Origin of the sequence: Achromobacter sp. Marseille-Q4954 (assembly GCF_943737025.1) — a bacterium.
GTDB classification, from domain to species: domain Bacteria; phylum Pseudomonadota; class Gammaproteobacteria; order Burkholderiales; family Burkholderiaceae_B; genus Achromobacter; species Achromobacter bronchisepticus_A.
Map to the genome: position 1 here is coordinate 1,184,529 of NZ_CALSFQ010000001.1, position 15,554 is coordinate 1,200,082.

Annotated in this window: 15 protein-coding genes; 3 read left to right on the forward strand and 12 right to left on the reverse strand. The window is 58.4% G+C overall.

All coding sequences use genetic code 11. The annotated features are described in order from the left end of the window. Positions 1–474 precede the first annotated feature (474 nt). The 5 genes from NGK62_RS05475 to NGK62_RS05495 all read right to left on the reverse strand — a co-directional run bounded on the left by NGK62_RS05475 (position 475) and on the right by NGK62_RS05495 (position 5,459). Complete coding sequence (locus NGK62_RS05475) at positions 475–2,487, reverse strand: DNA topoisomerase III (protein WP_023098636.1); 2,013 nt, start codon at positions 2,485–2,487, stop codon at positions 475–477. Positions 2,488–2,648: 161 nt separating this feature from the next. Then, positions 2,649–3,428, reverse strand: coding sequence for a hypothetical protein (locus tag NGK62_RS05480; protein ID WP_023098637.1), 780 nt, complete (start codon positions 3,426–3,428; stop codon positions 2,649–2,651). A 234-nt stretch (positions 3,429–3,662) separates the two neighbouring features. Next, positions 3,663–4,061, reverse strand: coding sequence for a single-stranded DNA-binding protein (locus NGK62_RS05485; RefSeq protein WP_023098638.1), 399 nt, complete (start codon positions 4,059–4,061; stop codon positions 3,663–3,665). Between the two features lie 70 nt (positions 4,062–4,131). After that, positions 4,132–4,677, reverse strand: coding sequence for a DUF3158 family protein (locus NGK62_RS05490; RefSeq protein WP_023098639.1), 546 nt, complete (start codon positions 4,675–4,677; stop codon positions 4,132–4,134). Beyond that, positions 4,674–5,459, reverse strand: coding sequence for a PFL_4669 family integrating conjugative element protein (locus NGK62_RS05495; RefSeq protein ID WP_023098640.1), 786 nt, complete (start codon positions 5,457–5,459; stop codon positions 4,674–4,676). The genes NGK62_RS05490 and NGK62_RS05495 overlap by 4 nt, the downstream gene beginning before the upstream one ends. A gap of 313 nt (positions 5,460–5,772) precedes the next feature. On the opposite strand from NGK62_RS05495, the gene NGK62_RS05500 reads away from it, so the two are divergent. From NGK62_RS05500 to NGK62_RS05510, 3 genes are all read left to right on the forward strand, one after another. Continuing rightward, the gene (locus NGK62_RS05500; RefSeq protein WP_079280447.1) at positions 5,773–6,387 is read left to right on the forward strand and encodes a TetR/AcrR family transcriptional regulator; all 615 of its coding nucleotides are present in this window, start codon (positions 5,773–5,775) and stop codon (positions 6,385–6,387) included. Positions 6,388–6,484: 97 nt separating this feature from the next. Beyond that, positions 6,485–7,021 carry a DUF3313 family protein gene (locus NGK62_RS05505; protein ID WP_225321760.1) on the forward strand — a complete coding sequence of 179 codons (537 nt, stop codon included), beginning with the start codon at positions 6,485–6,487 and terminating at the stop codon, positions 7,019–7,021. Between the two features lie 3 nt (positions 7,022–7,024). Beyond that, positions 7,025–8,425, forward strand: coding sequence for a patatin-like phospholipase family protein (locus tag NGK62_RS05510; RefSeq protein WP_023098642.1), 1,401 nt, complete (start codon positions 7,025–7,027; stop codon positions 8,423–8,425). A gap of 74 nt (positions 8,426–8,499) precedes the next feature. On the opposite strand, the gene NGK62_RS05515 is transcribed toward NGK62_RS05510, so the two are convergent. The 7 genes from NGK62_RS05515 to NGK62_RS05545 form a co-directional block, all read right to left on the reverse strand. After that, positions 8,500–9,684 (reverse strand): STY4528 family pathogenicity island replication protein, encoded by a 1,185-nt coding sequence (locus tag NGK62_RS05515; protein ID WP_023098643.1) that lies wholly within the window; start codon positions 9,682–9,684, stop codon positions 8,500–8,502. 3 nt (positions 9,685–9,687) lie between these two features. Further along, positions 9,688–10,248, reverse strand: coding sequence for a DUF2857 domain-containing protein (locus NGK62_RS05520; RefSeq protein ID WP_023098644.1), 561 nt, complete (start codon positions 10,246–10,248; stop codon positions 9,688–9,690). Between the two features lie 2 nt (positions 10,249–10,250). Next, the gene (locus tag NGK62_RS05525; RefSeq protein ID WP_023098645.1) at positions 10,251–11,948 is read right to left on the reverse strand and encodes a ParB family protein; all 1,698 of its coding nucleotides are present in this window, start codon (positions 11,946–11,948) and stop codon (positions 10,251–10,253) included. Next, the gene (locus NGK62_RS05530; RefSeq protein WP_074198446.1) at positions 11,941–12,201 is read right to left on the reverse strand and encodes a hypothetical protein; all 261 of its coding nucleotides are present in this window, start codon (positions 12,199–12,201) and stop codon (positions 11,941–11,943) included. Before NGK62_RS05530 ends, NGK62_RS05525 begins: the two co-directional genes overlap by 8 nt. Then, on the reverse strand, positions 12,185–13,054 hold the full coding sequence (locus NGK62_RS05535) for a ParA family protein (RefSeq protein WP_023098646.1): 870 nt from the start codon (positions 13,052–13,054) through the stop codon (positions 12,185–12,187). Before NGK62_RS05535 ends, NGK62_RS05530 begins: the two co-directional genes overlap by 17 nt. A gap of 10 nt (positions 13,055–13,064) precedes the next feature. Continuing rightward, positions 13,065–13,304, reverse strand: a complete 240-nt coding sequence (locus NGK62_RS05540; protein WP_023098647.1) for an AlpA family transcriptional regulator — start codon at positions 13,302–13,304, stop codon at positions 13,065–13,067. A gap of 157 nt (positions 13,305–13,461) precedes the next feature. Beyond that, positions 13,462–14,205 carry a hypothetical protein gene (locus tag NGK62_RS05545; RefSeq protein ID WP_023098648.1) on the reverse strand — a complete coding sequence of 248 codons (744 nt, stop codon included), beginning with the start codon at positions 14,203–14,205 and terminating at the stop codon, positions 13,462–13,464. Positions 14,206–15,554: the final 1,349 nt, after the last annotated feature.

The following is a 15,554-nucleotide window of genomic DNA, read 5'->3' on the forward strand; positions in this document are numbered from 1 at the left end:
CGGCATGAGGAGGTGCCGGAGGCCATCTGGCCTCCGACTCAGGACAAGGTCACCACCCATGGGCTGCACAGGGTTCGGTCGTCGGTATAACCGTCCGCTGTCTCAGCGTTCACATCCGACCCATATCGTGGCTGGGGTCGGTATTGCCTGGCGCACATCCGCGCACAAAAGGCGCCCGTTGATTCGCCGGCGGGCTCCGGCGCTGAATACCATCGACCCGGAGGGATCTCCTGGTAGCTCGCTGCAACGCATGCCGGCAAGCGACCAGGAGACCCCTCTCTGCGGATGGAAGAGAAGCCGATCAGGAGAATGCGCGGGAACGCGATTCAAGTAAAAGTAGCCTTCTCGCCCCATGGACCGCAGGGCCCGCTGGGGCGCGCACACCGTTGCAGAAGGAGTCGCGCGCTGGTTGTCCCGCTGGGCTGCGGGACGGACTGCCATGTCGCCGGCTGCGGGCCGACATGGTGGTGGGATTCAAGCTTTCGGCTTGCCGCCACGCTTGCGACTTGCACCACGAGCGCGATTGCCCGTTTCGACGGGCAGCGTGCCCTTGCAATCCGGATACCGGCTGCAGGACCAGAATGGTCCACTTTTGCCGGTACGTTGGCGGGTGGAGGTGCCGCACTCGGGACACGCCGGCCCCTGCGGTACCTTGATGGCCAGACTGGTGCCGCGATACTGCTGGATCAGCTGGGCGATCCAGGACGACTGCTTCTCAATGAAGGTATCGAGGGTCAGTTGCCCCGACTCGATCATGTCAAGAGCCTGTTCCCAGATTGCCGTGGTTCCTGGGTCCGCGATGGCGGCCGGTACCGTCTCAATCAGAGTGAAGGCCGCATCCGATGCACGGATGGCACGGCCCTTCTTCAGGAGGTATCCACGTCCGAGCAGGCCTCCGATGATGTTGGCACGGGTGGCTTCGGTGCCGATACCCACGGTGTCCTTGAGTTTCTGCTTCAACCTCGGATCCGAGACCAGCTTGGCCACGCCCTTCATCGCCTTGACCAACTCGCCCTGTGTGAAGGGCTTGGGCGGCGTGGTCTTCATGGCCTTGATCTCCGCCTGCGCGACCCGGCACTGCATGCCGTTCGAGAGCGCTGGCAGGATTTGAGCCCGCTGGGCCGGCTCGTCGTCCGTGGCGTCCGGGCCGCAGTTGATCAACGCGAGGCGCCAGCCCAGCGCGACGACCTGCTTGCCCGTGGCCTGCAACGATTCTCCGGCCGATGACAACAGCGCGACAGTGCGGTCATATTCGTGGTGTGGCATGAACTGGGCAAGGTAGTGGGCGCGAATCAGGCCATAGACGGCTTGCTCTTTCTCGGACATGGCAGACAGCTTGGCTGGCTCCATGGTGGGAATGATGCCGTGGTGAGCGGTGACCTTGCTGTCGCTCCAGGCGCGGGACACCTGGGCAGGATCGAGCTTGGCGACGATCGCGCCGAGCGTCGGATCGGTCGCAACCAAGGCGCTCAGCACGGCAGGCACTTCAGCCAGCATGGATTCGGGCAGGTAGCCTGAATCCGAGCGGGGATAGGTAGTGGCCTTATGCGTCTCATAGAGCGATTGCGCGATATCCAGCGTTTCCTGCACGTCGAGGCCGAACTGACGAGAACAGACCTCCTGCAAAGTGCCCAGGTCAAACGGCAGCGGCGGGGCCTCCCTGACGCGCTCGGTTTCCACTGAGCCAACCTTGGCCAAACCCGCTGCACGGATGCGCTCCAGTGCCTGCCGGGCGACAGCCTCTTGAAGGCAGCGACCGTTCGGATCACAGACAGCGGGCGGTGCCTGCCAGTTGGCCGTGAAGGTGGCCGACCCAGCGTTCAGCGCTACCTCGACAACCCAGTAGGGCACAGAGACGAAGCGTGCGATCTCACGATCACGGTCCACGACCAGTTTCAACGTGGGCGTCTGCACGCGCCCCACGGAAAGCACACCCTCGTATCCGGCTTGCCGGCCCAGGACGGTGAACAGTCGACTGAGGTTCATGCCGATCAGCCAGTCTGCACGAGAGCGCGCCAACGCTGAGAAGTACATCGGTAGCGTGTCTGCCGATGTTCTGAGGGAGGTCAGTGCCTTGCGGATGGATGCGTCGTTGAGCGCCGATAGCCACAGTCGCTGGATGGGGCCTTGGTAGCCGCACAGTTCGATGATTTCGCGGGCGATCAATTCGCCTTCACGATCCGCGTCTGTTGCAATGACCAGCTCCGTAGCCTGTGCAAGCAGTTGCTTGACTGCCTTGAACTGCGTCGCCGTCTTGGGTTTGACTTCGACGCGCCAACGCTCTGGAATGATGGGCAGTTGCTCTATCGACCATCGTTTGTACTGCTCCCCGTAGGACTCGGGTGGAGCGGCTTCCACAAGATGACCGATGCACCAGGTGACGGTGACGCCGGGGCCGCTCAAGCAGCCGTTGCCACGCTGTGTGGCGCCCAGGATTCGCCCGATGTCCTTACCCTGAGAGGGCTTCTCGCAGAGAAATAGCCGCATGTTGCCTCACCCGCACGATGTTGTTCATGGGCGCAAGCATGTCGCGAGCTTGAGGGTGAGGCAGCAAACAACGCGGATGCCGGGCGATCGCGTTGTGTCTGCGGCTTGGTGCGTGAAATCGCTCTCTAACTACACGGCGACGGAGTCGCCGTGACGCGAGATCAGCTGCTGCGGCGAGCAATTCGATTCTGCAGCAAGAACCAGCACATATTGAGTGCGAACGATCGCCCCAAACGGGCCATCTGGTTTTCGGGAATACCGACCGGCCGGTGAGCGCCAGGGCTGAGGAAACCAAAGACGCCAGCCAAGCCTTTTTCCTCTTCGAGCGTGATCTCTCCGCTGCTTCGCAAGAAGCCAATGACCTCGCCCCATTTGGCGGGGTTGTAGGAGGCGTTTATCTGCTGCTGGTGGACAACTTCTGCTGCGACATCCACCGAGAGCGCTTCGAGCGCGACGCGTGCATTGGTCAGCGCTGCGTTGTAGTCAGGCGGCGCGGCCCGGAATGCTTCGGCCGAGTCGTTTATCTTGTCGATGATCGCGTCCCGTTGTGGCGATCCAAAGCCACGCAATGCGGTGATCAGATCGTCTTCGACAGGTGCCGCGTCGGCGATGGACGGGTCCGTCTGCAGCAACTTCTTATCCTGCGCAATATAGCCGTCTATCAGCAGACACTGTGTCAGATCATGCATGCGCTCCTCGAAAAGCGTCTTCGGGGACACCTTAGCGCGAAGGTTTCCAGGCGTTGCAACAATCTCCTGTAGTACCTTGAGCAGGGTTCGATCATCCTGGTCACGGACGGTATTAACGATGCTAGGCAGCAACTGGGCTGGATACAGCGCGAGATGCTCAACGCCGTACTTGCTGAACAGCGCGATGGAGACAGAGGCTTCTTGGATCGAGAGAAACTGGGCAAGCGAATAGCGGGTTCTATGGCTGATCACGGATGAAATCTCCTGAATGAAATTCCATCAGTATGCCGGTGAAGATGAGTCCTATCGAGTGGCGAGATCGCCTTGAAGCTCTGATCCATGGCCGAAAGCTCTGCGGCGTTCGCAGGAGCTTCTGCTGGCCCGCCAGAAAATCCTCAGTAGACGTTAGTGGAGTAATCCCCAGGGGATGGCATTGCCCTGGGGGGCGAGGTGCGGGACTAGGACGCACTGCACCGCTCCGATGGATCATTTGGCTTCGTTGTCCTGCTCGTTCGCGGGCCTGGCGCTTAGCTTTACCGACTCGATACGGAACGGAAGAATGCCGACGCGCCGGGCCTCGATCTTGAACGTGGTGCGCTCGTTTTCATCGGCATCCTCCCATTCGTCCTTGACCGTACGTCCCTCGACCATGACACGCATGCCTTTCTGATACAGATCCTTCCAGTGGCCGGTATCGCGGTGCCAGATTTCCACCGGCGCCCAGAACCCACCGCGGTCCTCAAAGGTTCCGTCCTTCTTCGGCACCGGGTTGTCGAAATAGACGTTCAGCCGCAGAAGACGGTTAGGCTCGTCGTTTCCGTTGGCGAACTCGCGGAAGTCAGGGGTGGACCCGATGTTGCCTTCGCCGTAGAAGTGGGTGCTCATGTCGAAATCTCCTTGGTGGGTGAAGTGCCCGCCTGGCCTATGGCCAATGCGAGAGGGGCGCGATTGGCGGTCATGGGAGCAGCATATTTGCTGACCGTGCGGTGGTAGTTGTGCCCTGCACTCGGCGCATGTACGCGAGTTCGGCCTGAGTCATCTTGCTGGCGCACTCCTGTGCCTGGCGGCCCAGCGTGTGCAACAGGCTGATCTGCATGTTCAGCACGATGCGCTGCTGTTCCAGGGCATACAAGTCTGCGAGCAGGCTGACTGGGGTGGTGGCGCTGGCGATGAGCTCCTGCCACAGCGCTACGCCCATGGCCGAGCGGTCCGGCCTGCGCCAGCGCAGAAAGGTCGTCCCTGCGCCAGTTTTCTGCTGGGCCAGTTCCGCGGGCAACAGGTTGAAGGGATGCCCTGCTGCTTGCCGCAGCACGCGGCGTTGCGCCAGGGCGATAAGCTGGTCCCTTTGCTCGTGACAACGGATGGCCCAGTCCTCAAGAGTCCCCTTACCTTTAAAAGGTCTTAAAAGGCCTTTTAGATAGGCTGCCTGTTCCAGCTTGATGAAGTCCGCCTGTTCTAGTGGACGAAAGTGGGCGTATTGCCCCAGGCCAGGATCCGTCATGCTGGTTCGTCCTCTGCATCTGTGCCGGACGCGGGCGGCACTAGCGCCGTGCCGGCGCTCTCGACTGCAGCTGGCTCCGTGGGCTGGGAAGCCTCGCGCTGCTGCAGACCACGGCGCGAAATCGGCGGCGCAAAGCGCGAACGGCGTGTGCCTTCCAGCACGTCCTGCGGCAGCTCGCCTAGTTTTTCCATTGCCGCGCGCGCTGCAGCATTCTTCGCGGCAAAGTCATCGCGCGTCGTGCCTGAGTACCGGAACTGCTGCGCCAGCGAGAAGAGGCTGCGCAAGGCATGTGCGCCGTCATTCAGCCAGCGCTCGAGCGTGCTGCGATCAATCAGCGCGGTGTGATGGGCCAGGATCAGTTTGCGGGCGATGTCGTCGTAGTCAGCCAGCAGATAGACCGCGGCAAAGCCCAATTGGGCATTGACGAACAGTGGAAGCTTGACGGGCTGCACATTGAGGTTCTCGCCGAGTGTCAGTGCTGTTGGCACACCGGCCAGGGCCTGATCAACCTGCTCGCGCAATGTCTGCAGGGTCTCCTTCGTCTGATCGAGCTTCTCTTCAATGCGCAGCATCCACCAGTCTGAGTAAGGGTCATCCTGCTCGGCGCCGCGTTTCATCTTGTTCATGACCGAGACGTAGCCGTTGAGGCCAACTATCGCCGCTCGGCCTTCACCTGCGGCACGCCCATGCCAGATGCGAGAGGCGTGGTGGGTGTGCAGCGTCAATGACATTGCGCTGCGAAGTGCCCCTAGATTCAACTGCAAAGGTTCGTTGGTTGCCATGGTGTGGACTCGCTATTGGGGAAACGAGTCGACAGCTTCGCGTGGGCAGAGAAGGCCGTCTGTCAACAAACCGAACCTGGTGCTTCCCAGCTTTGCGATGAGCCCCCTCACCCTGGTCCATCCCCAGGGGATAGCTCCAAGGACATCCAACAACGTGCCGCAGCTCATGGTCCGGGCTGTTGTCGACGCCCAGTGTCAGAGCATCTGCAACCGTCAACCCTTGCTACTGCAAAGGTAAGACTTGGACAGCCGCCAGTGCGACCTGATAACATACCGTCCAGACGGTACTAATTCTAATTATGGGAGCACGATTTTGGCCGACAAAAAAAATGCTGAGCCTAGTGATGATGCTGTTGCTCCGTCTTCAGCTCGAGCGAAACAAACACGTGAACGCATCCTTCAGGCCGCACGTGATGTGGTCGTCCAAGAGGGGGCGAACCGCTTGACGATCGACGCGGTTGTTGCGCGGGCCTGTCTAAGCAAAGGGGCATTCCTCTATCACTTCAAAACAAAGCGGGACTTGCTCCTTACGCTGATCGACGACCAGGTGCATGCCTTTGACTCCTCACAGGAAGAGCGCGAGCGGAAATTCGCCGGTGACCCGGACCCTTGGCTATCCAGCCAGGTTGCGTCAATGCCCAACAATGAAATGGAAAAATTGGGTGCGGCGTTGTTAGCGGCTGTGGCAGAAGACCCGACATTGCTTGAGCCCATTCGCGCTTGGTACAGGCGGCAATATGCGAGAGCGCGCATTTCCGCGAGAAGTGTTGAAGTGGCTGCACTCGTCCTAGTTGCTCTGGATGGTGCCTTCTTCGCGGAGATGATGGGTTTTCCCACGCTTGAGCTCGAAGAGCGCCATCGTCTACTGCGAACTCTTCAAGGGCTGGCTTCAGGTGAGCTTGAACTCATACCGTCCAAGCAACGCTGACACTAGAGGCTAAGCAATGAATCCACTACGCAGATTTATCCTTGCGGGATCAACGCTATGCGTCGTTGGCCTGATCTCCGGCTGCGCGACTAACGGCATGACTCGCTCCCCGTTTCTCGGCGATCGCGAGATTCTCGTTCCAACGCAGTTTGAAAATGTTTTGCTATACAGGGCGCCCGGATTCAGTTGGGGGTGTTGCACTGAAGTAGTCGTAGATGATGCCTTGGTCGCAACGAACTCGGGTGTCATAACGGGGCTAGACGCGGAACAGCAACGAGAGATCCTAGGCTATACCTCTGCAGAGCTGCGATCGTACTTTGCGGCATCTCTTGCTACTAGTGCATCAGATCGAATCCGAATACGTGTGGCGATCACTGAACTGCAGACACCTAACAGAGCAGTCAATGCGCTTACAACACTACTTGTTGGGCCTGTGACAACGGGTGGTGCAAGCCTGGAGTTTTTGGCAGAGGACGATCGAACAGGTCACCGCGTATTGGCTGCCAGCTGCTTTGAGCATGGCAGTCCAATTGCAGATTTTGCTTCTTCCTACTCATTGTTGGGCCATGCGAAGAATTCAATTCGTGCATGTATCGAACACGTCGGTAGCGTCTGGCGCGATGAGAGCCCTTGACACATGGACAATAAGCTAAATCTCTTCCGCAGTTGCAAAACACCTCGTTCTGGCATGCTGTGCGCGAGAATCCTGACTGTTGCTGCCCTGGGGATTTTGAGTGGCTGCTCTAGCTTTCGCCCCTGGGTCAATGTGGCACAGATAACCGAGGCGCAGCAGGACGACTACAGAACAGGGCCTGTGGTGGTTGCGGTCACGCTGTCGGGAGGCGGAGCACGCGCGGCCGCATTTGGTCTGGGCGTGCTCAAGGAATTAAAGCGCACAGAGTTCACGCTAGACGGACGACCAACGACGCTTCTCGATGAGGTTTCAATCGTCAGCGGCGTCTCGGGAGGAAGTATTCTCGCAGCGCACTACGCTGCCTTTGGTGATCAAACCTTAGAGCGATTTGAACCAGACTTTTTGTTGAAGCCCTTCGAGTCGACCCTGCTCAAACAAGTCTTTTATCCAAATAACTTGTTCAACCTCACCTCTCCTTGGTTCGGACGCACGCACATATTGGCACACCGGTTCGACGAACTATACGAAGGCATGACATTTGGTGATGTCCGCAAGAATCCGAAAGCGCCGAGCTTACTGATCACGGCGACGGACCTAACAACCGGCGCACCTTTCGACTTCACCCCAGAGCAGTTTTCGCTAATCTGTTCGGATCTGAACAGTGTGCCATTGTCCTTTGCTGTGGCGTCGTCATCGGCCGTTCCGATCATCCTGTCCCCGATGACGCTACGCAATTTTTCCGACCGATGCGGTAAAGCGCTTTTCCCACCGGATGGCGAAGCATCCAGTAGCACTGATTTTCGTATTCAGCTGCTGCGGCAAAGCACAGATGGCTACCTAGATGCCAAGGCGCGCCCTTACATTCATTTGGTAGATGGCGGGGTCAGTGACAACCTAGGCATACGATTGATGATCGATAGGCTAATGGCTAATGGCTCAATCTATAACTCTTTTTCTGGTGTGCCTCGACATTCGATTCGTCGCATTGTCTTGGTTGCGGTGAACTCTGCCCGCGATCTGGCAACAAGGGTTGACCTTAGTGATGAAGTGCCGTCGACCGGAGAAGTCCTGGAGACGTTGCTCTATGGCGCTGGCGCGCGCGAGACTCAAATAACGCTTTCCTTGCTGGAAAACGACATCAAGCGAATTGCAGCGGAGCTTGATGAAAATCGAAACCAGGAAGACAGTCCATTCTCTCCCGACGTCGAAATCCATCTCATCACTGTCAGCCTGCGGGACCTTGAAGAACCAGACATACGCACTTCACTGCTTCGTGTGCCAACAGCTTTTACGATCGAAGCGCTTGACGTACGTGCTCTTCAAGATGCGGGCGCTGCCGCTCTACGTTCGTCAACTGCATTCCAGGGGCTGAAGCAATCGTTGGACCATTTGGACAAGCGCTGAGGCATGCACATTGAGATGTTGGCATCTCTGGGTATCCCCTGGGGATAGCTTAAAAAGACGTTGCTTGTACGCGCTTAGCTCTTCTTAAGCAGGTCACGCAATCGTTCGATGTGCTTACGGGCCAGTTCTGGTGGCACAACATTTCGTGGCTCTGCCGGTTGAAGTGACGCCGGAGGGGGGGCTGGCTTGACCTGACCAGCCCAAGCATTGAATTCGCCTCGAATAGCGCGCTGAACAATGCCAAACAGATAACCGGCCGGATTACGGATTGATGTGCCTTTACAGCGTGCGTCCCATTCGTCAAGGACGGCTTGGCGCATGGGCTCTTCGACCTGTTGAAGCGCCACCATCACCCCTCCTTGTTGTTCGGGCTTGAGATCGGAGAAACGTTTTGGCCATTGCAGGCTGTTCAGCGCCCGCGCCCGCGCGGTAGTACGTATTTCATTAATACTTTCCTTACGTACTGTACGGTCCTCCTTCGGATTCCGAAGAGAGGCGTTTTGCGCGGGTTTCGCTCCTGCTTCGGATTCCGTAGCCGGTGCATCGGCATTCCGAAGAAAGCGGTCCGAGCCTTCTTCGGAATCGTGGCTGGTGTCGTCCTGTGAATAACTTTCGGTGAGCCAGCCGCCCTTGGTCATGCGTTGTGTAAGCACCTGCAGGCGCGTTGGCAACTCTCGGCCGCTGAGCATCGGGTCTTCGGCAATATCCTTGAGCGTCTGGACACCAACGGCCTGAACTGCCTTTGCTGAATGGCCCAGCGCCTGGCTGACCAAGCCCAGGTAGTCAGGATCCAGTTGCATGGCTTCGAATGGCGTCAAGGGTTCGTCGTGCAACACGTAGAGGTTCCCTTGTATGCGACCTGTCGAGGCATCGCGTCGCCGGCGGACGAGGCTAAGCCAGCGTGTCAGGCGTAGTAGAGTCAGAGCCCGTGCGACGGTTTCATGCGAGGCTTGCGGGCCACAAGGCATGGACGCCAGCCATGGACGCAGTTGCTCGTAGGTAGGGAATGCGGTGAGCCCATCGTCGTTGAGCAGCAAACGAAATACTTGCCAGGCGTTTCGTTCCAGTGGTGTAAGCCGTCGATCAAGAAACAGCGAACGGGGCACGCTTTCGTGCCGGTTGCCGCTGTACAGGAACCCGTCCGTGGGGGTAGGCGCTGGCGCGGTCTGCTGTTGGGCCGCAAGAGTTTTCAACGCGCCATCGAACAGGTCCGACAGCGGAACAGGGCCACGGCGTTGAGACCCATCTTCCACTGCCATGAGCTAAACCAGTCCCTGGTCGATCCAGGACTTGATGGTGGCCCAGATCACCGACAGAGGTAACGCCATACCTTCGGCAAGATCCATGGCGACCGACAGGAGCGAAACCTCACTGTCGCGGTCTACAGTCTGCCGCGCAGTTAGCTCCTTCCAGCGCCGCCACAGCTCTGTATCTTGTGTCTCGTCCAGTACAGGATGCCGGCCTTTTCGCTTCGGCAGGTTGAGGATCTCGCGGCGCAGGGCGACTTCCTGATGGGTCAGGCCGTAGAAGCGGCTGACCATCTCAGTGCTCGCGCCCAGACGCAGCATACGGTCAACGGTCGCGATTTCCTTCTCTACGTCCAAAGCCTGAGTGAGCAGGCGACGTAGCACCTCGCGATTGATGGAGACGGAGCACCAAGACACGGATGCATTGGCCAAAACGCTGATGAGGGCCGGATGCTTGAGTGCGTCCAAGTCGTCATCGCCAAACCCCATCGCCTTACAACGACGCAACTGCCCATTGCGCAGGTCATGGAGGGCCTGAGCTATGACGGCTTGGTTGAGCGGATGGGGGGGCGACATGGCTAGCCTCCTTTGCTCATGCCGTGATCGTCGCCACCGGACTCAAGATCCAGCAGGCGGCGAGCCAGACGCAGCAGTCGGAACAGCTTGACCAGCGCGGTGTCACTCAACCGCTTGGCGAGGTCACCCTTGCCGTGCAGAAGCTGCGGCAGGGACTGAGGGAGACGATCCAACTCCGCGGCAGACCCTTGCCCGCAAAGGGACGCCAAAAGCATCCAGGCCCCCGAGGCGGCTTCAGTTTCACCGGTTTTTTCCGGCAGGCATCGGAATCCAATGCCGTAGTCGCATGGTGCGATACAGTCGACAAGCGAAGCCTCGTTCGCAATTTCTCGCGCAAACTGAGCAATGTGGACGCGAAGATACTCGGGGGCGTCGAGGCCGGGATCGATGTACCAGACATCTGAAATCGGATAGAGCCCACCCGCCTGGACGGGAATCGCCTGCAGCACGTTTTGCTCGAAGTCTGGCGGAAGCGCATCGCCCAACTGCCCCGCGACGAGGCGCTGTATCGATTGCAAACGTTCAGTCGTTGGTGCGCGGGAGACAATGTGATCTTGTAGAAATGCTCCTGCAGCATTGTTTCCGGTCGAAGTCTCGTCATCGGCTGATTTTTGATCGGAGGCTGCCGTGGTAGGTGGTGTCGAATTTTCGGGCGACCGAACTGAAGGTCGAGGGGATGTATCGGGAGCCGTTTTGGGGATTTCAGACGGATGGTCACTTGAGCCGGAAGGCGAGGTTTTCCTTGTCTCACTTGCTTCGCTAAGCACTCCTGTCTCATGCTGTGGGAAGGTGGACGGCTCGCTGATCAAGGCGCGATGGCGGTTCTCGCTCTCATTGAGATCCAGGCTCAGCGTGTCATAGTTGATGCTCAGGAGCTCCGCCATTTGACCGATGAGCTCGTCTTGCACTCGCTGGGCGGAAAACTCGTCCGGCTGAACGTCAAACTGTGCCAGCACGTCTTGAAAGAAATCCTCAAATCCCAAGGTTAGTTTTCGCTCGGCGGCGTAGCGATCCCAGATGCGCTCACTGGCCTTGCGCATTACTGCAATGCGCTCCACCTGATGGCGGCCCAAGCCGCCGTAAAGAACGTTCGGGATAGCCGGAAGGAGATAGTGAACCGCATCTCGCATGCGACTGATGTGCGATTGCTGGACGGGATATCCGTCAGCTGAAAGCCTCCTTGCTAGCTCCGACTGGCTCAACGTGCTGCCAGCCTCCTGTTCGTAGAACTCTCGCGCCTTTTCGACACCGAGGGCTCGTTCGATGAACGTCAGCCCCCCGCGTAGCTCGTTCTCCGCCAGGTGCCCGGTAAGGGCGACTATTTCGCCACGCTCCGGCCAAGGACGGAATTGGCATGAGATGCGATAGAAGCGCTCTTGCTTGGTCTCGGACCACAGCTCGCGCAGGATCGCCAGCCGGGTGTTGCCGCCGTTGCGGATGACATAGTGCTCTTGGCCAGGTCTGCGGGTGATCGCAGGTGGAGCATCGAGGCCCCGTTCGCGGATGGATGCCTTGATGTCCTCGTAGGCCGGGTTGCGTTTGACGCGGGGGTCATGGTCATACGAGCGCAGTTGGTCTAACGTCACCACCATGGGCGTATCGGCGATCGGGTCGCTCAGTGCGGAGGCGCTTGGGCCGTTGCGTGGAAAGCCCGCAGCGAGCAGTTTTTCAGCCATGTCCTTCTGGGTCATTTCAGCCATGGCTGGCTCCCGGAACAGCGGCCCGTAAGTGGTCTACTGCCTCTCGCTCTGCGCGTCGGATTTGAGCACGTGCATTCAATCCCGCGCGATGGTCGCTTGCAGTTGAGCTGGTGTAGATCGGCGAGCAGCCGGTCTTGGTGAATTTCAAGTGGCCACCGGGTGTGCGTTTGACATGCCAGCCTTCAGCCAGTGCAAACTCAATCAACGCTTTCAGCCTCTTGTGACCGCGGGCCAACTCATGCGCGTTCGCCATTGCCGGCCTCCTTTATCTCAGGAGTCTTGCCGGTGACCAATGCGAAGTGCTCTTGCCAAGTTGGTAGCAGTTCGCTGGCTAGGGCTCGCATGGTTTCCAGTGCAGCGGGTGCGACGCGGCCCAAAGGTTGCCGATACTCGACTCGATGCACCGGCAGGCCCCGCGTTGACGCACGCGGATAGGCCTCGATAGCCGGAACATTGGTATCCAGAACGCGCGCACCAGCGTGTCCCAGGAATACATCGCGCAAGGCCTGTTGGATCAGCCTGGCATTCGATGACACGGGGTGAACACGGTTGATCAGCAGATGCAGCGTAGGCGGCTCGATGCCTAGATGACGATAGGGCGCAATATCCTCAATCAGTTGAAGAGTACCCCGACGCAACTCTCGCGCCGCCAGGATCTCGGGTGTGACGGGCGACAGCGCCATGTTCGATGCAAGAATCGCCATCTCCAGCATGACGCTACGCGCGCCCTGGGTGTCGATAAGCACAAGGTCATACCGAGTGGCAAGCGTTGGTAGCAGATGACGTAGGCGCAATCGGCCATCTGGCGCATGCAGCAACAATGTGTTGAGTTCGCCGCGATCATCGTTGGACAGCACCAAGTCCAGTCCGTCAATCACGGTGCGGGAGATCAACTGCTCTGGACGGCGCTCGTTGAAGGCAAGTAGCTCATAGATGCCTCCGACCGCTCGGTGCGCTAGTTCGAAGTACGATGATAGGGTCGGCTGTACATCAAGATCGATCAGCAGCACGCGCAACCCGGCGTCTGCGACCAATCCACCGAGATTGGCTGCGGTGGTTGTCTTGCCGACCCCGCCTTTGGTTGAAATGATGGAGACAACCTGCATGGCTCTCTCCTCAGGCGTCGTGTGTATGTGGGGACGGGGGCACCCGGTTCTTCAGGCGATCGCTGATCCAGATATCGACTTCGACTGAGTCCCAGCCGACCGCCCGTACGCCAAGGCGCAAGGCTTGCGGAAACTGGCCCTTCTTCATGAGGGCATAGATGTGCGCGCGCTTGAAGCCCGACTTGGCTTCGACCTCATCAAGCCGCAAGATGCGGCGTTCGCCTGGCTGCAGTACCGGTGTCTGCGACATGTTGGTCACTCCTTAACGCTCAGTGGCGTTTGTTGGCGTGACCTCTATTCAATAGACATGGCTGCTGAAGTACATTGCAAATGCAATTTCCGGAGTTGCAGATACAAGCTTGCCTAACTGCCACGAACGCGGTTTCGGTGAGAGGGGCCGCGTTCTACTAGCTGGAGTCGCGGAGCTTTCTGCGCGCCAGAGCGAACTTGCCATTCAGCGTACGCTCGGTGATACCCATAGCTCCGCTGTGATGAGCAATCAGGGCTGAGACGACAGCCTCTTGGGTCCTGAAGCATGAGTAGGCCGCTCCTGCTGGTGATTGACCCAGCATCAGATCGAGCATTCCCCCAACTATGTTGAGGTATGTAGACTCAGCCCGTTCGGTGATGGGACATTGGCTGCAAGCAGGGATGCGAGATGCTTGTTTCAGTAGCCCGTCATGGCTTTCTTGTAGCGCCTGCAACTTACGACGGCAGTGTTCTAACTCGGCCTTCAGTGCTTGACGCTCGATCAGCATCGCCTGACCTGTTTCTAGGGTGATAACGGGGTGCACGATTCGCTCCGCCCGGCTGAACAGGAAGCCCGGACGGTGCTCCGGGTAGTGCATCTGCATCCACCTTTTGAGGTCAACGTGTCTGATTGTCAAATCGCTGGTGCCAAGCAGCGACTCGTCATTGAGTGTGATGCCCTCTCGGCCGTACGGGAGATCGCCGTTGACGATCGCATCATAAATGCGATCGTTGCACAGCATTAACTCTTCCCAGCGCGGGCATTCTAGCCTCGTGGGCAGACATCGCAGCGAAGAAATCGCGGACAAAATAGCTTGCTTGTATCTCAGAAGACCTGCCCATCGGATGGCTGCTTCGATGGGGCGATAGAACACCTTAGACCTTGGCGGATCCTTATGCATGCATCAAGCTCCTTTGGGGAGTGCTACATCACTTACTCCTCTGCTACCGACTGCGCGTCGGTCCGATGATGTTGCTGAGTTAATTTCTTCAGGATCCTGCATCTCGATGCCCGAGTGCAGGGCTGCGTTGTATTCGACGAATGGGCAAGCCAGTCATCAATGAAAAGACGATGCCCTGGAGTCGGCGAACGGTGTGTTTTCACAAGTGGTACGTGTCCGCACATGCCAGCGTTATGGAGGCAGCCTGCTCCGGCAAGACCATTTAGGTCTCCTCTGTCCCCCTGGAGGTCTATGTTGGCCGTCGGTGGCTTGTAAAACTGGTCGCTTAGCACCCGGGGCTCTTGGGTGAGACCGAGCGCGAATGCTGTTAGACCAAATTCGACACAGAGAGAATTTCACGACGATGGTGGTGATCGCCTAACGCGACATGATCACATGTGCTGCTCTAAGGTGTCGGGGCATCTTCGCTACGTCTCCCAGTCTCAAGCTGGGCAAGGTTCCATGGGCAAGTGACGTGCTCCACGATGCAGATTCTTCGCTAGGCTACAGATGTCGCGGGCATGTTGTTGCCCGCTGCTTTGCAACACGGTCACAGGCTTAGCGGTTGTCCGTGTTCACGCGGTGCACCTGCTGTCTCTATCCTAGAGCAGAAGCCAGAAAGAGTATCTGTTGCCCTGACCAAGAACTACAGCCGGAGCATGGCCCAAAGTCTTGGTGGTGACTTCGAGGATCGTTCCTTTGCGTAGCACGAGGGGCGATCCGTAAAGCTCAGAGGTCGGGCTCCGGAGACGAGCATCCTCGGTTGACTTCTTTTTGCTCGCGACAACTGGCACCTGATGAGCAGCATCTGGGCATTAAGAAGCTGCCGATGCGACGCGACGTCGTGGGCCAAGGGCCAGGTGAGATTGCATGTGCTAGATGCTCATCGGAACGGCGGCGAGCTTGAAGGGTGACCTGCATGGCGAAGGCACCATCGGTCGGCGTACGGAAGGGCGATCGTTCTCACGTTCTGTGCCACTTCGTTGGCCGTCACTGGCGGTTGATGGAAATTTTTGGAGCGACTTCGTTGACGGTGCGCGAAAACGAGGCTAGAATCGTGGCTTCACTGATTTGCACAGTGAAATGAAAGCGAAGGAAATCAAAGACTTATAAGCTTAGTGCTTGTCTCGTTTCCCGCTCCAAATTCTGGTTTCCAGATTTTTTCTGGAAATCCTTGAGAAAGGGCCCTCCGGGCCCTTTTTTCATTTCTGCTCGAAAATCGGGCATTTCTCCACGCTGCCTGCGGCCATATCGCCCCGCCCCTCTCCGGCACGAATCCCCTAGCCGCCACGCACGCGGCCTATGACATA

Excerpts from the sequence above, each read along its gene's own strand:
- NGK62_RS05475 (WP_023098636.1), bottom strand. The coding sequence starts at position 2,487 with ATGCGGCTATTTCTCTGCGAGAAGCCCTCTCAGGGTAAGGACATCGGG.
- NGK62_RS05485 (WP_023098638.1), bottom strand. The coding sequence starts at position 4,061 with ATGAGCACCCACTTCTACGGCGAAGGCAACATCGGGTCCACCCCTGAC.
- NGK62_RS05490 (WP_023098639.1), bottom strand. The coding sequence starts at position 4,677 with ATGACGGATCCTGGCCTGGGGCAATACGCCCACTTTCGTCCACTAGAA.
- NGK62_RS05495 (WP_023098640.1), bottom strand. The coding sequence starts at position 5,459 with ATGGCAACCAACGAACCTTTGCAGTTGAATCTAGGGGCACTTCGCAGC.
- NGK62_RS05505 (WP_225321760.1), top strand. The coding sequence starts at position 6,485 with ATGACTCGCTCCCCGTTTCTCGGCGATCGCGAGATTCTCGTTCCAACG.
- NGK62_RS05510 (WP_023098642.1), top strand. The coding sequence starts at position 7,025 with ATGGACAATAAGCTAAATCTCTTCCGCAGTTGCAAAACACCTCGTTCT.
- NGK62_RS05515 (WP_023098643.1), bottom strand. The coding sequence starts at position 9,684 with ATGGCAGTGGAAGATGGGTCTCAACGCCGTGGCCCTGTTCCGCTGTCG.
- NGK62_RS05520 (WP_023098644.1), bottom strand. The coding sequence starts at position 10,248 with ATGTCGCCCCCCCATCCGCTCAACCAAGCCGTCATAGCTCAGGCCCTC.
- NGK62_RS05525 (WP_023098645.1), bottom strand. The coding sequence starts at position 11,948 with ATGGCTGAAATGACCCAGAAGGACATGGCTGAAAAACTGCTCGCTGCG.
- NGK62_RS05530 (WP_074198446.1), bottom strand. The coding sequence starts at position 12,201 with ATGGCGAACGCGCATGAGTTGGCCCGCGGTCACAAGAGGCTGAAAGCG.
- NGK62_RS05535 (WP_023098646.1), bottom strand. The coding sequence starts at position 13,054 with ATGCAGGTTGTCTCCATCATTTCAACCAAAGGCGGGGTCGGCAAGACA.
- NGK62_RS05540 (WP_023098647.1), bottom strand. The coding sequence starts at position 13,304 with ATGTCGCAGACACCGGTACTGCAGCCAGGCGAACGCCGCATCTTGCGG.
- NGK62_RS05545 (WP_023098648.1), bottom strand. The coding sequence starts at position 14,205 with ATGCATAAGGATCCGCCAAGGTCTAAGGTGTTCTATCGCCCCATCGAA.